This window comes from Trichococcus collinsii, from assembly GCF_900107505.1.
In the GTDB taxonomy this organism is placed as follows: domain Bacteria; phylum Bacillota; class Bacilli; order Lactobacillales; family Aerococcaceae; genus Trichococcus; species Trichococcus collinsii.
The window spans coordinates 423,579-443,693 of sequence record NZ_FNQH01000001.1 but is presented as its reverse complement, the minus strand read 5'-3'; the positions used below and the strand labels follow the sequence as shown (position 1 = coordinate 443,693).

At 47.3% G+C, this 20,115-nt stretch carries 19 protein-coding genes; 1 reads left to right on the top strand and 18 read right to left on the bottom strand.

Annotated features, from left to right (window positions below; all coding sequences use genetic code 11):
• Positions 1-23 precede the first annotated feature (23 nt).
• The 14 genes from hslU to BLV66_RS02065 all read right to left on the bottom strand — a co-directional run bounded on the left by hslU (position 24) and on the right by BLV66_RS02065 (position 13,760).
• A complete protein-coding gene (gene hslU, locus BLV66_RS02130) occupies positions 24-1,433 on the bottom strand; it encodes an ATP-dependent protease ATPase subunit HslU (protein WP_086985023.1) in 1,410 nt (469 codons plus the stop codon).
• Positions 1,434-1,449: 16 nt separating this feature from the next.
• On the bottom strand, positions 1,450-1,974 hold the full coding sequence (gene hslV, locus BLV66_RS02125) for an HslVU peptidase proteolytic subunit (RefSeq protein WP_086985024.1): 525 nt from the start codon (positions 1,972-1,974) through the stop codon (positions 1,450-1,452).
• A gap of 3 nt (positions 1,975-1,977) precedes the next feature.
• Entirely contained in the window at positions 1,978-2,904 is a 927-nt protein-coding gene (gene xerC, locus BLV66_RS02120; RefSeq protein WP_086985025.1) for a tyrosine recombinase XerC, read from the bottom strand.
• A gap of 71 nt (positions 2,905-2,975) precedes the next feature.
• Complete coding sequence (gene trmFO, locus BLV66_RS02115) at positions 2,976-4,286, bottom strand: methylenetetrahydrofolate--tRNA-(uracil(54)-C(5))-methyltransferase (FADH(2)-oxidizing) TrmFO (protein ID WP_086985027.1); 1,311 nt, start codon at positions 4,284-4,286, stop codon at positions 2,976-2,978.
• 17 nt (positions 4,287-4,303) lie between these two features.
• Positions 4,304-6,373: a type I DNA topoisomerase gene (gene topA / locus BLV66_RS02110; RefSeq protein WP_086985030.1), complete on the bottom strand. Its 2,070-nt coding sequence runs from the start codon at positions 6,371-6,373 to the stop codon at positions 4,304-4,306.
• 115 nt (positions 6,374-6,488) lie between these two features.
• On the bottom strand, positions 6,489-7,397 hold the full coding sequence (gene dprA, locus BLV66_RS02105) for a DNA-processing protein DprA (protein ID WP_086985032.1): 909 nt from the start codon (positions 7,395-7,397) through the stop codon (positions 6,489-6,491).
• Between the two features lie 137 nt (positions 7,398-7,534).
• Positions 7,535-8,311: a ribonuclease HII gene (gene rnhB, locus BLV66_RS02100; protein ID WP_086985034.1), complete on the bottom strand. Its 777-nt coding sequence runs from the start codon at positions 8,309-8,311 to the stop codon at positions 7,535-7,537.
• Positions 8,308-9,186 (bottom strand): ribosome biogenesis GTPase YlqF, encoded by an 879-nt coding sequence (gene ylqF, locus BLV66_RS02095; RefSeq protein ID WP_086985036.1) that lies wholly within the window; start codon positions 9,184-9,186, stop codon positions 8,308-8,310. Before ylqF ends, rnhB begins: the two co-directional genes overlap by 4 nt.
• Before the next feature lie 85 nt (positions 9,187-9,271).
• A complete protein-coding gene (gene lepB / locus BLV66_RS02090) occupies positions 9,272-9,934 on the bottom strand; it encodes a signal peptidase I (RefSeq protein ID WP_086985038.1) in 663 nt (220 codons plus the stop codon).
• A gap of 33 nt (positions 9,935-9,967) precedes the next feature.
• Positions 9,968-10,390, bottom strand: coding sequence for a signal peptidase I (lepB, locus tag BLV66_RS02085; RefSeq protein ID WP_086985040.1), 423 nt, complete (start codon positions 10,388-10,390; stop codon positions 9,968-9,970).
• A gap of 280 nt (positions 10,391-10,670) precedes the next feature.
• Positions 10,671-12,152 carry a S41 family peptidase gene (locus BLV66_RS02080; RefSeq protein ID WP_086985042.1) on the bottom strand — a complete coding sequence of 494 codons (1,482 nt, stop codon included), beginning with the start codon at positions 12,150-12,152 and terminating at the stop codon, positions 10,671-10,673.
• A gap of 21 nt (positions 12,153-12,173) precedes the next feature.
• Positions 12,174-12,875 carry a purine-nucleoside phosphorylase gene (gene deoD / locus BLV66_RS02075; RefSeq protein ID WP_086985044.1) on the bottom strand — a complete coding sequence of 234 codons (702 nt, stop codon included), beginning with the start codon at positions 12,873-12,875 and terminating at the stop codon, positions 12,174-12,176.
• Positions 12,876-12,896: 21 nt separating this feature from the next.
• Positions 12,897-13,121: a YozE family protein gene (locus BLV66_RS02070; protein ID WP_086985045.1), complete on the bottom strand. Its 225-nt coding sequence runs from the start codon at positions 13,119-13,121 to the stop codon at positions 12,897-12,899.
• A gap of 15 nt (positions 13,122-13,136) precedes the next feature.
• Positions 13,137-13,760 (bottom strand): YpmS family protein, encoded by a 624-nt coding sequence (locus BLV66_RS02065; RefSeq protein ID WP_176974093.1) that lies wholly within the window; start codon positions 13,758-13,760, stop codon positions 13,137-13,139.
• Between the two features lie 182 nt (positions 13,761-13,942).
• Here BLV66_RS02065 and trhA point away from each other — a divergent pair, with 182 nt between their 5' ends.
• Positions 13,943-14,593: a PAQR family membrane homeostasis protein TrhA gene (trhA, locus tag BLV66_RS02060; RefSeq protein WP_245826645.1), complete on the top strand. Its 651-nt coding sequence runs from the start codon at positions 13,943-13,945 to the stop codon at positions 14,591-14,593.
• A gap of 57 nt (positions 14,594-14,650) precedes the next feature.
• On the opposite strand, the gene BLV66_RS02055 is transcribed toward trhA, so the two are convergent.
• The 4 genes from BLV66_RS02055 to BLV66_RS02040 all read right to left on the bottom strand — a co-directional run bounded on the left by BLV66_RS02055 (position 14,651) and on the right by BLV66_RS02040 (position 19,969).
• The gene (locus tag BLV66_RS02055; RefSeq protein WP_086985049.1) at positions 14,651-15,139 is read right to left on the bottom strand and encodes a dihydrofolate reductase; all 489 of its coding nucleotides are present in this window, start codon (positions 15,137-15,139) and stop codon (positions 14,651-14,653) included.
• 99 nt (positions 15,140-15,238) lie between these two features.
• Positions 15,239-16,186, bottom strand: a complete 948-nt coding sequence (locus BLV66_RS02050) for a thymidylate synthase (protein ID WP_086985051.1) — start codon at positions 16,184-16,186, stop codon at positions 15,239-15,241.
• A 19-nt stretch (positions 16,187-16,205) separates the two neighbouring features.
• Entirely contained in the window at positions 16,206-18,101 is a 1,896-nt protein-coding gene (locus BLV66_RS02045; protein WP_086985052.1) for an ABC-F family ATP-binding cassette domain-containing protein, read from the bottom strand.
• Positions 18,102-18,292: 191 nt separating this feature from the next.
• Positions 18,293-19,969 (bottom strand): formate--tetrahydrofolate ligase, encoded by a 1,677-nt coding sequence (locus BLV66_RS02040; RefSeq protein ID WP_086985985.1) that lies wholly within the window; start codon positions 19,967-19,969, stop codon positions 18,293-18,295.
• Positions 19,970-20,115: the final 146 nt, after the last annotated feature.

Genomic DNA, 20,115 nt, shown 5'->3' with positions numbered 1-20,115 from the left:
ACCTAAAGGGGATTTTTTTATGCTTAAAGGATATATCTTCTTAAATCTTTGTTTTCTACAATTTTCTCAAGTTTTTCATCCACATAATGTTCCGTTATCGTGATATCTGTCCCGGGGATTTCGGAAGCTTCAAACAACAGATCCTCCAGCAATTTTTCCATGATCGTGTGCAGCCTTCTGGCTCCGATATTATCGGTTTCCTGGTTGACTTCTGTCGCGATGACGGCCATTTTCCGAATGGCTTCCTTGGTGAAGGTGATGTTGACGTCCTCCGTTGCCAACAGCGCGATGTATTGCTTCAGCATCGCATTATTTGGCTCGGTAAGGATCCTGACGAAATCATCTTCCGTGAGGTCATTCAATTCCACCCGGATCGGGAAACGTCCTTGCAGTTCCGGAATCAGATCGCTTGGCTTGGAAACGTGGAACGCGCCTGATGCTATGAAAAGGATATGGTCCGTTTGGATAGCTCCATATTTGGTGGAAACTTGGCTCCCTTCGACGATCGGAAGGATATCTCGTTGCACGCCTTCTCTAGACACTTCGCCGGTGTTTTGTGACTTGGAAGTAATTTTGTCGATCTCATCGATGAAAATGATGCCGTTGGTTTCGGCCAACTTCAAAGCTTCCTGCGAAATATCATCCTTGTTGACCAATTTGTCGGTTTCTTCTTGTACAAGAACCTCAATGGCATCTCCGACCAAAAGCGTCCGCTGGATTTTCTTTTTCGGCGTCATGGATTCAAATGCCGACTGTAGCATCATCATTTGTTCGTTGTTTCCACCGCTACCTAATGGATTGGCTTGTTTTTCCTCCACCTTTATGGAGACTTCACGGTTGTTCAGCAGGCCCCTGCGCAATTGCTCGATGATCTCCGCTCTGCTCTTGGCGATTTCGGCAGTCACTTCTTCGGTTTCCTCTTCTTGATTTTCAGGCAGAGGCATTCCAAGGTTTTTGAACATATTTTGCCAGTCATTCATCCCTTCCTGTTTGGGCTTAGCTTTTTTGACTCCCGGCTTCATGACTTTAGCCAGGCGTTGCAAAGCCGCTTCATAGGCTTTGGCATACACGTCACCGCGTTTTTGTTTTTCGACAATCTGGATAGCGTTTTCCACTAGGTCTCGGACCATCGATTCAACGTCGCGGCCGACATAGCCGACTTCCGTGAATTTGGTTGCCTCAACCTTAACGAAGGGTGCATCGACCAACAGCGCCAAGCGTCTCGCCAGCTCCGTCTTCCCGACTCCGGTTGGGCCAATCATCAGAATATTTTTCGGAGTCACCTCTTTTTGCATATCAGCGTCCAGTTGTTGTCTCCGGTAGCGATTCCGCAAAGCGACAGCAATTGCTTTTTTGGCCGCATCTTGGCCAATGATATAACGGTCGAGCTCCTTGACGATTTCTCTTGGTGTTCTGTTGTGCTGTTCCTTCATTATACTAGCCACCTATCTAAAATTCTTCAACAATAATGTTGTCGTTAGTAAATACGCAGATTTCTGAGGCAATCTTGAGACTTTCATAGGCGATTTCTTTTGCAGAAAGCTGGGAGCCTCTTCGCTTTAAGGCTCTTGCTGCAGCCAAGGCGTAATTCCCGCCCGAGCCAATCGTAAGGATACCGTCATCCGGTTCGATGACTTCCCCACTTCCAGAAACTAGCAGCATCTGCTCCCTGTTCATAACAATCAGCAAAGCCTCCAGCTTCTGGAGGGCACGATCGCCGCGCCATTCCTTGGCCACCTCGATGGAGGCACGCAGTAGATTCCCTTTGTATTGATTCAGTTTCTCTTCAAATTTATCTTCGAGGGTGAAAGCATCGGCTACACCGCCAGCGAAACCGACGATGACTTCATCATGATAGATGCGTCTGATTTTTTTGGCGGTCCCTTTCATGATGACGGATTCGCCCATCGTCACCTGACCGTCCCCCGCCATGGCTGAACGTCCGTTGTGCTGCACTGCACATATTGTTGTCATATGTTATTCCCCCTGTTTCTTGCTGTCCCGTTTCGCCCGCGGATGGAATTGGTTATAGTTCCGTTGCAAGGCATCTTTCGTTACGTGTGTATAGATTTGAGTGGATGACAGGCTGGCATGTCCTAGAAGTTCTTGCACGGTCCGCATATCAGCCCCGTTATTCAACATATCAGTCGCAAAGGTATGCCGCAGCATATGCGGATGCAACGAGCCGGTCAAGCCTGTTTTTTTCATGATCTGTTTCAGTATGTATTCAATGCCACCTGCTGTGAGCGGATCGCCCAAGCGATTCACAAAAAGATAGTCATGGTTGCGTTGGTGTTGTGACATCAATTCCGACCGGGTCATTTCCAGATACTCCTGGATGGCTGTGGCAGCATAATGCCCGAACGGCACATACCGCTCTTTGTTTCCTTTACCGAAAATCAGGATGACACCTAGGTCGAAGGAAATATCCTGCAACTTGATGTTCTTGCATTCGCTGACGCGGATTCCGGTCGCATACAACAATTCCACCAACGCCCGATTCCGATAGTCCAGTATTTCGGTCCCCTCGGCTGCGCGCAAGAGTTTTTCCAATTCTTCTTCGTACAGGTACTGCGGCAGACGCAGTTGCTTTTTCTTGAAAGAGATATAGGATAAAGGGTTTTCATCCAGAAGGTCGTTGCGGATTAAGAAATGATAGAACCCCCTCAAGCTCGACAACGTGCGCGAAATGGTGTTTCGGCTCAGTTTTTGTTCATCCAAAAAGCTCAAATACAGGCGTACATCGTATAATTGTACCGCTATCAAGTCGCTGGTTCCACTTTCTTCGAGAAAAGATTCAAATTTTTTCAAATCGAACAGATAGGCCTTGACCGTTTCGTCGGAATAGCGCCGCTCAATTGCCAAATAGTTTATGAATCGATCGATTAATTCTTGATTAGACAAAAAAATCCCTCCAACATCTTATGACTAAATTTATCACAATGTTGGAGAGATTTCAATGTAAGCTGACGAACTTAAATCGTTTGCACGAATTCGTCCAGGGCAGCCAACGCTTTATCGGCTATCATTTGGTTTTTAAGCTGTTTATCACGTATTTTCTTGCCGCCTAATGGTTCGATGATGCCGAAGTTGGCGTTCATCGGTTGGAAGTGCTTGCTGTCTGTGTTCGTTATGTAGTGCGACATGGCACCAATCATCGTTTCTTTCGGGAAGACGACACATTCCTGTCCGTTCGCCATTCTGGCGGCATTAAGGCCCGCCAACAAGCCGCTGGCGGCACTCTCGACATACCCTTCCACGCCGGTCATCTGGCCCGCGAAGAACAAATCATCTCGTTTTTGGCTCTGATAGGTAGAGCGCAGAATTTTCGGAGAATTCAGGAACGTATTCCGGTGCATAACACCATAACGCACGATTTCAGCATTTTCCAGTCCCGGAATCATCTGCAAAATCCGCTTCTGTTCTCCCCATTTCAGGTGCGTCTGAAAACCGACGATGTTATAAAGAGACCCGGCAGCATTGTCCTGACGGAGCTGCACAACTGCGTAGGGAATCTTTCCGGTCTTCGGATCTTCTAGCCCAACCGGTTTCATCGGACCGAACAGTAGCGTTTTTTCGCCTTTTGAGGCCATCACTTCGAAAGGCATACAGCCATCAAAGTATTTTTCCTCCTCGAATTCCTTCAGAGGGGCCACTTCCGCAGCGATCAGCTCACGATAGAACGATTCGAATTCTGCTTTAGTCATCGGACAGTTCAGGTAGGCGGCTTCGCCGTTGTCATAACGCGACTTCAAATATACCTTTTCCATGTTGATACTGTCTTTTTCCAGCACTGGTGCGGCGGCATCATAGAAGTACAAGCCTTCCATTTCAATAAAGCTTTGGATCGATTGGCTCATTGGTTCAGAAGTCAATGGGCCGGTCGCTACCACCGTAATCCCTTCCGGCAATTCTGTCAGCTCATCCAGATGGATCTTGATATTGGGATGGCCTTCCAATGTTTGCGTCACGTAGGCTGAAAAATTGTCGCGATCAACGGCCAAAGCTCCACCTGCCGGCAGAGCAGTCGCATCCGCCGCTTTAATGATCAGAGAATTCAAGTGACGCATTTCTTCCTTTATCAACCCTGCGGCGTTCGTGACCTGGTTCCCCCGCAGCGAATTGGTGCAGACCAATTCGGCGAAACCTGAGGTATGGTGGGCAGGTGTCATCTTTTTAGGTCTCATCTCATAGAGATCGACTTGGATGCCCTGCTCCGCTATTTGAAAAGCCGCTTCGCTTCCGGCCAGGCCGGCACCGATCACGGTAACTGAGTTTGTTGTCATAGTCTGCCTCCATAACGTTATTTCTGTACATCTTCCTCGTATTCACAATGACTGCATTTCACTTGGATGCCGCCTTTGACCTTCTTCTCAACAAGATAATGCTGACATTTCGGGCAATCGCGGCCGATTGGTTTGTCCCATGAGATGAATTCGCACTCTGGGTATCGATCGCAGCCGTAGAATATCCGGTTTTTCTTGGATTTCCGTTCGATGACCTCCCCCTTGTGGCAAATTGGGCACGTCACGTTGATCTTCTTCACGATTGCTTTCGTATTCCGGCATTCCGGGAAATTGCTGCACGCATAGAACTTTCCGAATCTGCCGATTTTGATGACCATCGGATGTCCGCATAATTCGCAATCGAATCCGGCCGGTTCATCCTTGATTTCGATTTTTTCGATCTCGACCTCTGCTTTCGCCAATTCTTCAGCGAATGGTTTGTAAAAACGGTCGACTACTTTGACCCATTCCATTTTGCCCTCTTCGACACTGTCAAGATCCTGTTCCATCCCGGCGGTGAAGGAAATGTTCACGATATCCGGAAAATAGGTGGAGATTAAGCCATTGACGATGGTGCCCAATTCAGTTGGCTCGAAGCGTTTTGCCGTCACTTTTACGTAATAACGCTTCTGAATCGTTTCGATCGTAGGAGCATAAATAGAAGGTCTTCCGACTCCGTTCTCCTCCAAAGCTTTGATAAGCGTCGCTTCTGAGTAACGGGCTGGCGGTTGTGAGAAATGCTGATTCGGTTCGATGTCCTTCGAGAACACAGTATCGCCGACCGCCATTTCCGGCAGAAGGTTGTCTTTTTCTTTGGCATTGCCTTCCACGTAGACTTTGCGGTAACCTGCAAAATTCTCTTTGGAACCTGTAGCCCGGAACATGACGTCCTCGTGCTTGAGATCCACCTTCATCGTATCGAAAATCGCCGGAGTCATTTGACTCGCTAAAAAGCGCGCCCAGATCAATTGGTACAGTTTGAACTGGTCCTTCGTCAAGAAGGCTTCGATTTCGCTTGGCACCCTTAAAACGCTTGAAGGACGGATCGCTTCATGTGCATCCTGTGCCGATTGGGAATTTTTGCTTTCGCGCTGTTTCTCGATGGCATATTCCGGACCATAAGTGCCCGTGATGTATTCATGCGCTTCCTCTATCGATCCAGCGGACACACGTGTCGAATCCGTACGCATGTAGGTGATTAAACCAACGGAGCCTTCCTTGCCGAGTGCAATCCCTTCATACAGTTCCTGCGCGACCATCATCGTTTTCCGCGTACGGAAATTCAGTTTGTTGGCGGCTTCCTGTTGGAGACTGGAAGTCGTGAATGGCTGAGCCGGGTTGCGTTTTTGCTGCTTCTTCGTGACATCTGTAATTTCAAAGACATTGGAAGTGATCTTCTCGAAGACCGCATCCGCTTCCTCTTTGGTCTTCAACTTAAGTTTTTTCCCACCCAAGCCGTAAAAGGCTGCCTGAAAAACATGTTTGTCCTTCAGGAATGTGCCATCAATCGTCCAAGATTCCACAGGTTCAAAACCGGCAATCTCTTCTTCGCGGTTTACGATCAGTTTCAAAGCAACGGATTGCACCCGTCCGGCACTCAAACCCTTTTTGACTTTCTTCCATAGTATAGGTGAAATGGAGTATCCGACCAAGCGATCCAGTATCCTTCGGGCTTGCTGGGCCGAAACAAGATCCATATTGATCGGTCTTGGATTTTTTAGTGCTTCTTTAACTGCATCTTTGGTTACTTCATTATAAACGACGCGGATATTGTCTGCGGGGTCCAAGCCCAACAAGTGAGCGAGGTGCCACGAGATGGCTTCCCCTTCTCTATCCGGGTCGGAAGCCAGGTAAATTTTTTCAGCCTTATGGCCATATTTTTTCAATTCTTTAATCAGGTCGCCTTTACCGCGTATGGAAATATAATCCGGCTGATAGTCATTTTCGAAATCGATTGCCATCCGGCTTTTTGGTAAATCGCGCAAGTGGCCTTTGCTTGCTACCACTTTATAGTTTCTGCCAAGATACTTTTCTATCGTCTTGGCTTTGGTAGGTGATTCCACGATGACTAAATATTTATAAGCCAAAGAAACGACTCCTCTCAACGAAATATTTTGTATGTATATTTCTGTCATTTAAATCGTTTCCCATCTTATGCCATAAACTATGTGTTTGTCAAATAGAAGTTATTTCACGAGTGCTTCATCTCCACTGCGTTTTCATTTCTTCCAGCACGTCAGTCGCGTTCAAAACGCAGGCGGCACCGGCTTTTATCAATTGATTGGTGCCGTCACTGAGCCGGCTGGTAATATTTCCGGGAACCGCATAAACATCCCTGTTTTCCTGCAATGCCAAATTCGCTGTTATGAGGCTACCGCTCTTTTCCGCCGCCTCGATAACCAACGTCGCCAGCGAAAGGTTGGCGATTAGGCGATTGCGCATCGGAAAATGAAAACGTTCCGGTTTCGAGCCTAAAGGATATTCACTAATGACGAGTTGTTCTGCCATCATTTGCCGCTGAAGTGAGGCATTTTCCCTAGGGTAGGTGACATCCAGACCTGACCCGATGATGCCGATTGTGGCGCCGCCGTATCCAATTGTACTGGAATGAACCATTTGATCGATTCCTTTGGCGAGCCCGCTCACCAGCGTTACGCCTTCCGCAACCAACGGTGGGATCATTTCGTCCATCACTGCTTTTCCGTAAGCAGTCGGACTGCGGCTACCGACGATGCTCAAACAAGGTTGCTCCAATAAGCGGATATTTCCTGCATAAAACAACACGACAGGTGGCAGATAGCTGTTCAGCCAGCCCTCCGGATAACCGTTGTCCAGAATGGTCAAAACCTGGATATTATTGACCCGATAGAGCTCTTTCAGCTCTGCAAAAGGCCTTTTGCAGTATGCAATCTCCAAGGACAGCTTCAACTTCTGTTGTTTGGTTTCGTTGCTCATCGGCACATAGCTGTTTACGATTTCTTCTATTGAATAGAAAGGGTCCCTCATCCAGGACAAGTACAGATGCTTCATAAAATTTGGCGTACATACGCCCGTCATTGCATGATAAATCAACTTATCCCGGATCGTCAGATCCTCGCGGTTCATTTCCATAAAAAAACTCCTTTACATACCATCTGTTAAGATAATACGCAAGGAGTCGAATTTGGCTTTTTAATGTGTAAAATTTTGATGAAATAGTGCATGTCATCCGGGAAAGGCACCTTCTAACTAATCTGAAGCGGGAATCATCATTGATCTCTCAACATGCTTTTGATCGGATCAAACGTCTTCCGGTGGATGGGTGTGATGCCATGGGTATCCAAGCCGGATAAATGCAACTGGGTGCCATACCCGGCATTTTTCTCAAATCCGTAGTGTGGATATTGCAAAGCATACTCGGACATTAGGCGATCGCGGTATACTTTTGCGACAATGCTGGCGGCAGCAATCGAGACGGATTTGGCATCACCTTTGATGATCGATTGCTGTTCGACAGGCAACGGTAACTTCATGGCGTCGATGAGCAGGCTGTCCGGCTCTTGTTTCAGATTGGCGATTGCCTGCATCATCGCTAGTTTCGTGGCTTGATAAATATTCACGGTATCGATCGTTTCTGGTGAAATCAATCCGATGCCGACATCGGCAATGGTCATGATCTGATCGTAAAGTTGTTCCCTTTTTTTGGCTGAGAGTTGTTTTGAATCATTGACCGGGAGAAAAGGGAGATCTGCCGGCAAAATGACTGCAGCAGCGACCACAGGACCGGCTAATGGGCCTCTGCCGACTTCATCGATCCCTGCGATAGCAAGACGGCCTTTCGCCTTCAACTCTTCTTCAAAGACCATCATCTGGACTTGCCGCTCTTTTAGGGCAAGGGCGAGTTGATAATTCCGCTCCCAGGATTTTACGGCAGCATGGACGCCTTTGCGGGAGTCGACTCGGATTGCTTCCCAGCGGAAATCATCCAATGATTCGATTTCCTGCAATTGCTCCTTGATGGCAGCGATACTCAGTGGTTTATTCATTCCGCTAAGCCCTCTTCAGCCTCCGCTATTTTAACGGGAACTTGGTCCAGCGTATATGGTCCCAGTTTGCCGCCGCGGATGTCGAAAATGATTTTTTCGCTAGCACGGCTGTAATCTTCGCCAAAACGCAGTTTCGTGGTCAATTCCATCAACAATTCCGGAACCTCTCCTTCGAATTCTTTTTCGTCTACCTTATAGAAATTCTGTAATCTGCCCGGATAATACTGCATAAAATGACGCAACGCAAATAAAGCGACATCATCCTTATGGAAAACGGTATCCTTGATCGCTCCCGTCAGGGCAAGCTTTTGCCCGATCAGCTGATCCTCGAATTTAGGCCAAAGTATCCCTGGCGTGTCCAGCAATTCGAAATCGCCGCCGATTTTCAACCATTGTTGCCCTTTTGTAACGCCGGGGCGATTGCCGGTCTGCGCGCGGTTCTTTTGCATCAGCTTGTTGATCAAAGTTGATTTCCCGACGTTCGGGATACCAAGGATCATCAAGCGGATTGCTCGCGGTTTGACGCCTTTATTGATCATTGCCTGCGTTTTGTGGGCCATCATCTCTTTCAGTTCTCTTTTGATGTTCTCTACATCTTTATTGTTGAGCGTAGACATCGAAACTGCCCGTTGCGCTTTATTATCCTGTTTGAAGTATTCAACCCATTCTTTTGTGGCTGCGTTATCCGCAAGATCGGCTTTGTTAAGGACAATCAATCTTGGTTTGTTTCCGATGATGTCATCGATCAAAGGATTCCGGCTTGATACTGGGAGGCGTGCATCCAACAACTCAATCACCAAATCGACCATTTTCAATTTTTCCAACGCTTCACGTTTCGCTTTTGCCATGTGACCTGGAAACCATTGTATTAACATATTGACACTTCCTTTTCTGAGTACATCTTTTGCTTCTATTCAAGACAAAACACAAGTGCAAATACACTTGTGTGCGGTTGTCCCTTTATTCTTCTGCACCATTGTCATCAATGATGCCTATTTTGTTCAGCGGCCACAATCTTAAATCGGCAGTTCCTTCGATCTCCGCTGCCGGGATGAAACCGAAAACACGACTGTCTTTGGAAACGTTGCGGTTATCTCCCAGAACGAAATACATATCTTCCGGGACGGTTGCTTCCCCAGTCAGGCTAAAGAGCGTGAAATCCCCGGTCAAAGCCTGGTCTGAATCTTCTCTCAGCGCCTCAAGGTAGTGCTCCTCGATTTTTTTCCCGTTGATGTAAAGCTCATCCTGGAAATAAGTGATTTCATCACCGGGTAGCCCGATGATGCGCTTCACATACTCTTCATCGGTCCCATCAGGAGCAGGGAACACCACGATATCAAAACGATCGATTTCAGCCAATTTGTTCAGGATCAGCCGGTCTCCGGTTTCTAAAGTCGGCACCATCGAATCGCCGACAACTTGGAACGGATAAAACAAATAAGTCCGGATGACAAGGAACAGCACAAAGGCGATTGCCACCGAAAGGATAAGACTCATCGCTTCCCGCAAGAAACTGCCTCGGTTTTCTGGTTGGATTTCTTTCTTTTGATCGACCCCGAATCTTTCATTCCTGGAAACAAAACCAGAATCTTGGTCGTCATGATTTTTATTGCCAAATGACATCGAATCACCCTTTCTTATAAATCCAGCTGGTACTTAGTTTTCAATAAAGCCAAAATCCTCAAGTGGATAGTAAACCATTGCCGCTTTTCCGGCTATATCAGCCTGCGCGACAAAACCGAATATCCGGCTATCCCTGCTGCGTACACGGTTATCACCCAATACAAAATAGCTGCCTTCCGGGACCGTCTCCACTCCTGTCAAAGACAGCAAATCAAAATCCGAAGTGAAAACATCCATCCCTTGCTGCTTCTCTGTCCCCAGAAAAGACTCTTCAACCGGCTCGCCATTCAGGTACAGTTGATCCTCGCTGTAAGCTACAGAATCGCCCGGCAATCCGATGACCCGCTTAATGAGCGTTTGCCCTTCTTCATTGCTGAAGATGATGATATCAAAGCGATCAATGTGCGAAAACGTCTCATATAAGAGATAGTTTCCCTGTGCCAGCGTGGGGCTCATGGAATCGCCTTCCACTTTCAGTGGAATGAATACAAAAAACGGATGATGATTACCAAAAGCATGGCAAAAATGATTGCCTTCATCCAATCCCAGATGCCATCCTGCATCTTTTTATCAACTTTCATCGGTATCAACCTTTTTGGTTATAGAATGTGCTAAAACAACACTCATAGTTTAGCACATTTTGCGCATAAAAAGAATCGTAACCGGTCCATAGGCGCATATTACAAGCAACACCAAAAAGGTTTGGCACTTCGTAAGAGCTGCCAAACCTTTCGGATTATTCGTTCCCAATCAATATTTCTACAGCCTTATCGTACTGTGTATCGTTCTCCGTAAGAACTTCCCGCAATTGCTCTACTATCGCTAATGCCGTGTCACCCGTCACGATACCGGTTGTTTCCAGCTCATTCGCAGCTTGGAATGACGCTACTTGCTCTACAGTGTTTTCATCGTAATAACCGTCCGCTTCGACAGCGTAGCCGATAGCATTCAGCATCGCTTCGACATTTTTGACCTCTTCCGAGACTGCCCCTTCTTCATAGGTCGCAGTGGAATCGATGATTGTCAATGTAGCATACTCCGGAAGGGCGACTTCATAGTCGACTGCAATCCCCTTTTCGTGTATCCAGTTGCCGTTCGGTGTCAACCACTTCGCGACCGTCAATTTCAATTCGCTGCTTTCGGTCAATGGATACACTGTCTGCACAGTCCCTTTACCGAAGGTCGTTGTCCCGACCAATGGAATTTCCGATGATTCCTGTAGTGCCCCCGCGACGATTTCCGAAGCGCTGGCGCTTCCTTCATCGACAAGCAGGACGGTTGGTTCGGTTATCTTGAAATCTCCGAACTCGCTTGCGCTTGCCACTATTTTATTTGGATCGGAATCTTTTTCTTGCGTCTGCATGATGACGTCCCCGTCGTTAAGGAACATATTGCTGATTTTCAGAGCTTGATCCAACAAGCCACCGGGATTCTGTCTGAAATCGAACACAAACGATGTGGCTCCCTGGGTCCGCAGATCCGTTACAGCACTAACGATGTCGTCATAGGTCGGTGTGGAGAAACTGGAGACATGGACGATGCCGATTTCCGGATGTTCTTCATCGATTTCAAATGTCACCGTTTCGATCGGAATCGTGTCCCTGACGATGTTCACCTTGAAGGTCTGATCCCCTCGGACTATTTCCAGAACCACTTCACTGCCCTTTTCACCCCGAATCAGAGCGACTGCTTCACTAGCTGTCAAGCCTTGCAATGCCTGACCATCCGCACTAAGAATGATGTCATTCGGCAATAGTCCAGCTTTTTCGGCTGGAGAGCCTTTGATCGGCGAAACAATGACGATTTGCTGATTCAAGGACATGATTTCAGCTCCGATACCTTCAAATGAGGCGGAAATCGTCTCATCCAAGTTATCGCTCGCTTCTGTATTCAAGTATTGACTGTAAGGATCGCCGACTGCTTCCACCATGCCGCTCAAGGCGCCTTCAATCAGGTCTTCTCCATCGACACCTTCAACATAATTGTTTAGCAGCGTCTGATAGACGGCTCCAATTCGATCCGCTGCAGCTGCATCCAATGTTGAACTGTTTGTCCCTTGAATGATTTCCTCAGTGGAGGGAAGAGTGACACTTCTCCCAATCCACGCATACGTTCCACCGATTGCCGCAGCAGCGACGATAAGCAAGGAAAGGAAATAGAAGGAGAGTTTGATTCCGCGTTTTTTGCCGTTTTTTAGTTTATGCCCGTTGTTGCCCATTCACACTACTCCTCTTTACGATTATAAGATAGATTCTAAAGCAACGAGCATCATGTCGTCGAACGTCGTTTCACGCTCTTCGGCAGTTGTTTCTTCCCCGGTCAGGATGTGATCGCTGATCGTCAATAAAGCCAACGCTTTCCGGTTATATTTAGCGGCCAGCAGGTACAGACCAGCAGCTTCCATTTCCACCGCCAGAACACCATAGTCAGCCAATTTCTGTTTGTCCAATTCTTCGTTATAGAAGCGGTCGGAGGATAAGACATTGCCGACATGGACGGATAATTTCCGTTCTTTCGCGACCATATATGCGTTGTGCATCAGTTCAAAGTTGCAGATCGGCGCAAAGTTGACTTGTCCATTGAAGGTATTGCTGACAACGCTGGAATCTGTTGTCGCTCCTTGAGCAATGACGATGTCACGCACATGGATATCTTTTTGGATAGCCCCTGCCGAACCGACCCGGATCAGATTCTGCACATTGTACTCAGTGATCAGTTCGTTGGCGTAAATCATGATGGAGGGCAAGCCCATACCTGTGCCTTGGACAGAGACGCGTTTGCCTTTGTATGTCCCGGTGTAACCAAACATGTTCCGGACCGAATTGTACTGCTCGACATCCTCCAGATAAGTTTCCGCAATGTACTTCGCTCTTAATGGGTCGCCCGGCAACAAGACTGTTTCCGCGATTTGCCCAGGTTTTGCTGCGATGTGTGTACTCATTTCATTTCCTTCTTTCTTTATCTAATTTCTGTTCCTCTCGACGTATACGTCAAACAACTCATCAAAGACGGACATGAACTCTGTATACTCTCCGCTCAACTCCAGGTAATCGGCAAGTTCGTGGTAATCGGTCATTTGCTTTGGAAAACCGATATCCTCGGAAACCCGATTCGCAAATGCTGTTTTGTCGTCTTTTTTGTATGGGTCTCTATACGTGAGAATGAAAAGGTAAAAAGATTGTCTCATAAATTAGGCCTCTTTCTATTCTATCAAATTTTCTGTTGGTATGGTTACTTCAAATGAATATTCTTTCGTCCCTTTATCGATGGAAAGCAAACGGATGGCACTTTCTTTCGGCAGATCCATGCTGGCCAAGTTTATCAGCACAGTTTCCGAGCCCGCATCCAAGTTGACGAATGCCGGCAACGTCAAAAATTGAGCCAACAGACTCAAGGCTTCTTTTTCGGGCAAAGAAAGCCCGCCCAGGGAAATGTCCGTCACCTTCATCTGCAGATTGCCGTCCGTTGTCGCATGCGGCTCTCCTGATAAAGCAAACGGAATCGAAAGCCCCAGCAGCACGGTTTCACCTTTTAAAGTCACCAGATCCGTTATTGCCACCGAATACCCGGCCAGGCTCTCCTCGGATTTCATATATTCGTTGGCGATGACCGCCAATTCGGTATTGCTCAGGGAAACGCCAACCGAGAGCTGATCCTCTGATTGAGCTGTGACTTGTGCCTCAGTTGCAGATTGAGCAGGTTGATCCATCGTGATTTTCGAGAAAAACCAAACCACCGCAATGACCAGCACGAGCGCCAATGTGACGAAAGCAATTTTCCATGGATTCGGGCTGTTTTTCGCACTTCTTTGTTGATTGGTTCCCATTCTATTCGCCCCTTTTAAAATATTCCCGTGAAACCCTCTGTTATTTTCAGGTGGGAGAGATACTGCTATTTTCTTAAATCTTACCATTTAATGTGCTATAATGCATTCAGAAGGACGTTGTTGGAGACTGTTTTTTTATTGGCCAAAAAACAATTGCTGACAGGCAACAAGGAGGAATGAATGTGACTACTTTTCCGCAAACAGAAGGCAGACGCAAAATCATCGTAAACGAAGTGTTGAATGCCGTAACACATGGAATCGGAACCTTGCTTAGCATCGCAGGATGCGTCTTACTCATTTTGAAGGGATCCCAATCAGGAAACGTTACAGAAGTCGTTGCTTATGCCATTTATGGTGCTTCGATGATCTTGCTTTTTCTGTCGTCGACGCTCTATCACAGTTTCAGTATGACCCGGTTTCAAAAGATTTTCCGCTACATCGATCACGCAGCCATATATTTGTTGATTGCAGGGACGTATACGCCGTTTTGTTTGATTGCGGTCCGTAACGGCCAAAGCAAAGCCTTGTTCATTGCAGTTTGGGCAATCGCAATCATCGGCATTATCCTGAAGATCTTTTTCGTCGGAAAATTCAACGGAATTTCCACCCTCTTATACTTGGGTATGGGGTGGATGGCGCTGTTCATTATTCAACCTATGTATCAGACACTCGGCCTGAACGGCATTGTGCTCATCGCTTTAGGCGGGTTGAGTTACAGTTTGGGGACTATTTTTTACTCGAACAAAAAATATGGTTTTATGCATGTCATTTGGCACCTCTTCGTTTTGGCAGGCGCCGCTTTCATGTACTTCGGCATATTGCTTTACGTCTAAGATCGATCAAAAAGCAAAAATTGGGCTGACTCTTTAATTGGAGTCAGCCCTTTTTGCTTAATTCACCCGTTTGAAGACATTGAATTCATGTTCGTAGCGGTTTTTGTCATCAACAACGCCTAAGGTTGACGAGGCTAATTCCCACTCGTTCCAGTCTGTTGTCGGAAAATAAGTGTCTCCGTCAAAGTCGGCATGTATGACGGTTTGGTACAGGATATCCGCGAAAGGCAAGAACAGCTCAAAAATTTCGCTGCCGCCGATGATGAAAAGCGTGTCCTCTGCATTGTTCAGTGCCAATACCTCATCCACTTCATGGAGAACGGTAACCCCCGGATGCGAATAGTCGGTTTGCCTTGTGAGGATGATGTTCTCTCTTCTGGGCAGGGGGCGTGACCCCATCCCCTCAAACGTTTTTCTGCCCATCACGATTTTTTTATTCAGTGTTTTTTCTTTGAAATACTTCAGATCATTCGGCAAGTGCCAAGGCAATGTTCCGCCTTTTCCGATGATTCCGTTGTCGTCTTCAGCCCATAATAGTGCGATCATCTTATGTTTTGCCGCGCAGCCGAGCCAACGCCCGAACCGATCAGGACCCTAAACGGATTCTGATGGCGGCAACCTCCTTTTCCTCGGTGTAATGAAAATTTATACAGCGATTGGTGCTTTTATGCCCGGGTGGCTCTTGTAGCCTTCCAGGACGATATCTTCTTTTTCCATTTCAAAAATGGATTTTTCTGGATGCTTCAGCACCAGCTTTGGCAAAGCGAAAGGCTCCCTGGAAAGTTGTAGCTCGATCTGTTCGATATGATTCAGATAAAGATGGGCATCCCCGAATGTGTGGATGAATTCCCCAACTTCAAGACCTGTTTCATTTGCGATCAAATGCGTCAACAAAGCGTAGCTGGCTATGTTGAAGGGCACTCCCAAAAAGATATCCGCGCTTCTTTGGTATAGTTGGCAGCTGAGCTTTCCATCCGCCACATAGAATTGGAACAGTGTATGGCAAGGCGGCAAGGCCATCGAAGGGATGTCTTCTGGATTCCAGGCTGAAACCATCAATCTTCTTGAATCAGGGTTCGTTTTGATCATTTCGATGACATCGCTGATCTGATCGATGAAGTCGCCTTGCGTCGTTTTCCAGCGACGCCATTGGGACCCATAAATGTTGCCCAATTCCCCGTGTTTGGCTGCAAAGGCCGCATCGATCAAAATCCTTTCCCGGAATTTAGCCATTTCGACATCATAGCTAGCTTTAAAACCTTCTTCCTTCAGGACCCGGTGACCGAAGTCATCCATATTCGGCCCTGTGTAATCTGCTGATTTCACATAGCGCTCGAATGCCCACTCATCCCAGATGTGGTTGTTGTTTTCCAACAGGTATTTGATGTTCGTGTCGCCCTTAAGGAACCACAACAATTCACTTTTGATGAGGCCGAAAGCGACTTTCTTAGTCGTCAGAATCGGGAAGCCTTCAGCGAGGTCGAAACGCATTTGATGGCCGAAGATGCTTTTCGTGCCGGTGCCGGTACGGTCGTGTTTCGTTGCGCCTGTTTCCAGGACGGTTCTTGCTAAATCCAAATATTGTTTTGTCATCTTTGTTCTCCTATGTACATTAATCTTTAGCGAATTGGCTGAGATATTCCCAGCGTTCCCATTTTTCGGCAAGCGCAGCTTCCGCGTTGTCCAGTTCCTGTTGCAATTGGGTCAAATTTTCAAAGTTCGAAGCATTTTCGGCCATCGCGCTCTGCAATGTCTGCCCTGTTTCCTCAAGTACGGCAATGTCGTCCTCGATCGTTTCCCATTCCTTCTGCTCCAAGTAGGTCCATTTGGTCTTTTCCGTGACCGCATCCTGAGACGCGATAGTTGCTGCAGCTTTTTTGTTTTGCTGTTTAGCGGTTTCGCTGCCTTTTTGACTGGATACCAGCAAATATTCGCTCATATCCCCAAAGAATACGTCCGGTTTGCCTTCATCATTCAGGATCAACAGCTTGTCGGCCACTTTATCCAAGAAATAGCGGTCATGCGAAACGGTGATGACGGCTCCGCCAAAGCTATTCAAGTAGTCCTCCAATACCGTCAGCGTATCGATATCCAAGTCGTTCGTAGGCTCATCCATAAGCAGCACATTCGGTTTTGTCATCAGCAACTTCAATAAGTAAAGACGGCGCTTTTCCCCACCAGATAACGAACTGATTAAGCTACCGTGCGTTTCGCGCGGGAAGAGGAAAGTCTCTAGCATCTCCTTGACGCTGACGATGATGCCGTCGCTTAATTTCACCTCTTCCGCGATTTCCTGCAAATAATTGATGACGCGTTTGTCGTCAGGGAGCACTTCGGAAAGTTGTTTGTAATAGGCTATTTTGACGGTCTCTCCGATGATCAGATTTCCGGCGGCAATTTCTGTTTCGCCTGCCAACATATTCAGCAAGGTTGTCTTGCCTGCCCCATTCTTGCCGACGATGCCGATGCGATCGTTCGACTGGAATATATAGGAAAAATCGTTAAGAACCTGTTTGTCTCCCGCAAAAAGCGAGATATGTTCCAGATTGAAGACGCGTTTGCCCAAACGGGAACCATCCAATTGGATTTCGAGTTTGGCATCGGTCGTGCTTTGTTGCGTGACCTTTTCCAAATCCTCAAAACGGTGGATACGTGCCTGTTGCTTTGTCGTCCTGGCTTTGGCGCCCTTGCGCATCCATTGCAGTTCACTCTTGTACAATTTCAGCTGCTTCTCGTCCATTTTTTGCTGGATGGCCTCGCGTTCGCTCTTCTGAAACAAATAATCTTCGTAGTTGCCTGTGTAGACTTCCACTCCGCCGTTCTTCAGTTCGATGATTTTCGTCACAGCATTCTCGAGGAAGTAGCGGTCATGGGTCACCAAAAGTACAGAGCCTTTGTATTGGGCAAGATAGTTTTCCAGCCATGTGATCGAATCCATGTCAAGATGGTTGGTCGGTTCATCCAACAATAAAAGGTCCGGCGCTTGGATCAGCACTTGCGCCAAGCCGACGCGTTTCCGTTGTCCACCGGATAGCTCGCCTACTTTTTTCGTGATGTCATCCAAACCCAACCTGTTCAGGATGGATTTGATCTGAACTTCCGTTTGCCAAGCATTTTGCGCATTCATGTCGGCTTCGGCCTTGCTGTAACGGTCCTGGTAATCAGGATTCAGACTGTCGTTCACCAGCAATTCCAAAGCTTCCTCGTAGGCGCGGACCGTCTTGATGATGGGCGCTTCGCCTTCATAGACCGCTTCAAAAACAGTCGATTCTTTGTTCAGTTGTGGTTCTTGCGCCAGGTAACCGACACGATAATCACTGGGCACTTCCAGGCTTCCGGCATCCGGGGTTTCGATTCCCGCGATGATCTCCAGCAAGGAACTTTTGCCGGTTCCGTTCTGACCGATCAGGCCGATATGTTCGCCTTCACGGATCGTGAAGGATATTTTATTGAAGAGTTTCTTCATCCCGTAGGATTTTTCTAACTCAATGGCGTTAAAGTCTTTCATATGTGGCATTCATCCTTTGTTTTCAATCCATGTCGTTTTATGTTCAGGGATCTTGATAGTCTCTTGACATTGTAACATATCCGGCTGGGCAGCGGGACATTGAAGGCCCAAAAATCAAGCCGTATTTTGGAAGCACTTTTCGTCAAAAAAATAGAGAGGTTTCCCTCTCTATTTTTACGATTTTTATAAAATTAGAACAATCCGGTAACGACTCCGTCTTCGGTGACGTCCATGCGCAAAGCAGCCGGTTCTTTCGGCAGACCCGGCATGGTCAGGATATCCCCCGTCAACGCAACGACAAACCCGGCTCCGATTTTTGGTATAAAGGAACGGATGGTGATGTCGAAGTTTTCCGGACGACCGATTGCTTTCTGGTCATCTGATAAGGAATACTGAGTTTTTGCCATACATACCGGCAAACGATCCCAGCCATTCTTCTTGTATTGACGCAGTTGATTTTTGGCTTCTTTGGAATAGATGACAGTTTTGCCGCCATAGATTTTTGTCACGATCGTCTCGATTTTTTCTTCGATGCTGCTATCTTCTGCCACATATAGAGGAACGAAGGCCTTTGTGTTTTCGTCGATTGCTTTAACGACAGCATTCGCCAATGCTTCTCCGCCTTCAGCACCTTTTGCCCAAACCGCTGTCTGGATACATTCGACATCCTGAGCCGCGCAGAGGCCGACAACTGCTTCAATTTCCGTTGCAGTGTCATTCGTGAATTCGTTCAGCGCCACAACGACAGGCACACCGTATTGTTGCATGTTTTCGATATGCTTCTGCAGATTTGCGAAGCCGGCTTTGACCGCTTCGACATTTTCGCCACTGTTGAGGTCTTTCACCAACACGCCCCCGTGCATCTTCAACGAGCGCACGGTCGCCACGATAACGACTGCATCCGGGCTTTTGCCTAATTGCGGCACTTTGATGTCCATGAACTTTTCAGCACCCAGGTCGGCTCCGAATCCGGCTTCCGTGATGACGTAATCGGCCAATTTCAGGGCTGTTTTTGTTGCCAATACGCTGTTGCATCCGTGCGCGATATTGGCGAACGGTCCGCCATGCACAAATGCCGGCGTATGATACAATGTCTGCACCAGATTCGGCTCCAATGCATCCTTCATCAACAAGGTCAATGCACCTTCCACTTTCAAGTCTCTGACGGTGACGGGTAAGCGATCAAACGTATAGCCGATGACAATATTGCCGATCCGGTTCTTCAGATCCGTCAACGAAGTCGATAAGCACAGGATCGCCATGATTTCGCTCGCTACAGTAATATCGAAGCCGTCCTGGCGGGGAACGCCTTGGATCGGTCCGCCCAATCCGATGACGATGTTTCGCAAAGCACGGTCGTTGATGTCCAAAACGCGCTTCCATGTGATCCGACGTTGATCGATGTTCAAGGCATTACCTTGTTGAATATGATTATCAATCAAAGCTGATAAGGTATTGTTCGTCGCCGTGATGGCATGCATATCGCCAGTGAAATGCAAGTTGATGTCTTGCATCGGTTGCACTTGCGCATAACCGCCGCCCGCCGCTCCGCCTTTGACGCCCATAGTCGGCCCTAATGAAGGCTCTCGCATCGCGATCATCGCTTTCTTGCCGATGCGCGTCAGCGCATCTCCTAGTCCGACTGTTACGGTTGATTTGCCTTCGCCAGCCGGGGTAGGATTGATGGCCGTGACAAGGATCAACTTGCCGTCCGCCTCTTCACTCAAGGAATTGATTTTCTTGATGTCCACTTTTGCCTTGTATTTGCCGTACAATTTCAGATCATCTTCTGTCAGGGAAAGGGTTGCCGCTACTTCTTTGATCGGAAGCATCTCATTTGCTTGAGCTATCTCGATATCCGTCTTCAAAACCATCACTCCAAATTCTTCATGTTTACATACATTTTAGCACATAGACCCAGAGAAAGAACGTGTTTTATGGACATCCCATCGATAAAACTGCTTACATTTACCGCAAATCAAAAAATCCAGAAAGGAATTCAAAATGAAATCCC